Genomic DNA, 1,795 nt, shown 5'->3' with positions numbered 1-1,795 from the left:
ACGACGACAAAACCAGGCTCGCATCAGCCACTACAAACGACGCGGACACAGTCCCTGACTGGCCATCAGCCACCGCAAGCACCGTTGCAGTACTAAGGACGTTCGGGACTTCGAAGGCCACCTGCTCCATGCGCTTCACCCGTACCTCAGCCACCGTCTTCGCCGCGCAATTCCTCTCCGTCACCGTCCACACTGCCGCCACGGCCGCACCATCGCACTCGCACCCGCCGGGGAGACGGTGATCCTTCCCGTGCGCGATGCGCTCGACCAGCTACCGGTGCGGGCCGACCGCACCGGTTACGAACACGGCAAAGCGCTACCTCAACGGCGCCCGCGGCCTGGACAGCGACCACCTGGTCCCGCTCGCCGAGGCCACGGTGATGGCGCCGGCCAGCGGGAGGAAGGCCATTACCCGCGGCGAGCGCGCTGTAGTCCCGTACCTCCTGGAGATACAGGAGCCAGGTGGCGGGGGGGCGGACACGTGCCGGGCATTCTGCCGGGACTGCTGCTCAGCGGTCAGGGACACGGCATGGCCAGCAGGTCCCGTTCGCGCTCACCGGCCTGCCCGCACCCCTCTTTGGCCTTCGGTGCCGGACGGACTGCCGGATCTGGTCATCGGGTGGACCGGTGATAGGCCGCCACGGGGTCGCGCGCCTCGTCGTGAAGGGCCGGGCCGTCGTGCGGCACCGTCGGCCAGGCGCCCGACGGCGGGTTGAGCGCGACGAGTTGTTCGGTCGACAGCGCGTAGACGACCCGGCCGATGCCAGAACGGACGATGCCGCCCGCGCACATGCCGCACGGCTGGCAGCTCGTGTACAGGGTGGTACGGGCAGCCGTGTCAGGGTCGAGTTCGCGGGCGGCCCAGCGGGCGAGCTTCAATTCCGGGTGGGCGGTGATGTCGTGGTCCCGACGGACCGTGTTGTGGGCTTCCGCGAGCACGGTGCCGTCCGGTCCGGCAAGAAGGGAACCGTACGGCGCGTCGCCCAGGGTGACCGCGTGGGCGGCGATGCGGATGGCACGCCGCAGAAGGGCCTCGTCGGCCGAGGTGATCATGATCGAGTGCTCCAGTGGGTGGCCACGATGGTGAGTGCCCGCCATGCCGCCTCGGGCCGGCGCGTCTCTTCCGGGTCTCCGTGGTAGGGGTCGAGTACGACGGTGTCCGCGCCCAGCAGGCGCAACTGCTCGAGATCGTCGAGGATCTGTTCGACGGTGCCGACGCCGGCTGGCCGGTCGGAGGCATCGACCGGTGCGCTGGTGATGCGCAGGGCGATGCGGGGCGCGAACCCCGGCAGCGCGTGCCGTCCCACCACCGCGCGTATGGGGGGGGGAGCCGCAGCGGGTGCCAGGCGTCACCGAATCTCACGGCGCGCCGCAGGGCCGCCTCGCTGTGGCCGCCGACCCAGACGGGAACGTCGCCCTCCTGGCGCCCCGCGTCCCGGGCTTCCCGGAGGATGCCGAGACATTCGTCCGTCAGTCGGCCACGCGCGGTGAACGGCAGGCCCAGCGCCTCGAATTCCTGCCGGGCCCAGCCGACGCCCACCCCGAGGACGAAGCGATTGCCGTTCACCACCCTGTCGTGGCTGGCCGGTCTCACCACCACGGTGCGGCTGGGCACGCCACATGGTCCGACACCATGAGGGCGCCGAAGCCGAGGCCTTCCGCGAGTCGCGCCCATTCACGCAGGATGCCGGGATCGGTCCCAGTGGGAACTCGTTGTTGAGACTCGGGACCAGGCAGAGATGCGTACGCGTTTGCGCCGTCTTCAGGAGGCAGGAGTCGACTGGTCGATGATCCG

Annotated in this window: 1 protein-coding gene and 1 pseudogene; both read right to left on the bottom strand. The window is 70.2% G+C overall.

The features are described 5' to 3' along the window. Positions 1-612: 612 nt before the first annotated feature. Positions 613-1,053, bottom strand: a complete 441-nt coding sequence (locus ABVB68_RS36705; protein WP_353605561.1) for a nucleoside deaminase — start codon at positions 1,051-1,053, stop codon at positions 613-615. Next, positions 1,050-1,635, bottom strand: a pseudogene (locus ABVB68_RS36700) (LLM class flavin-dependent oxidoreductase). Before ABVB68_RS36700 ends, ABVB68_RS36705 begins: the two are co-directional and overlap by 4 nt. Positions 1,636-1,795: the final 160 nt, after the last annotated feature.

Origin of the sequence: Streptomyces sp. NPDC096012 (genome assembly GCF_040426375.1) — a bacterium.
In the GTDB taxonomy this organism is placed as follows: Bacteria; Actinomycetota; Actinomycetes; order Streptomycetales; family Streptomycetaceae; genus Streptomyces.
Note: the sequence above shows the minus strand (reverse complement) of the source record. Positions and strands in the feature narration are given on the sequence as shown.

Bases quoted from the DNA above. Each gene is read 5' to 3' on its own strand.
- ABVB68_RS36705 (WP_353605561.1), bottom strand. From the start codon at position 1,053: ATGATCACCTCGGCCGACGAGGCCCTTCTGCGGCGTGCCATCCGCATC.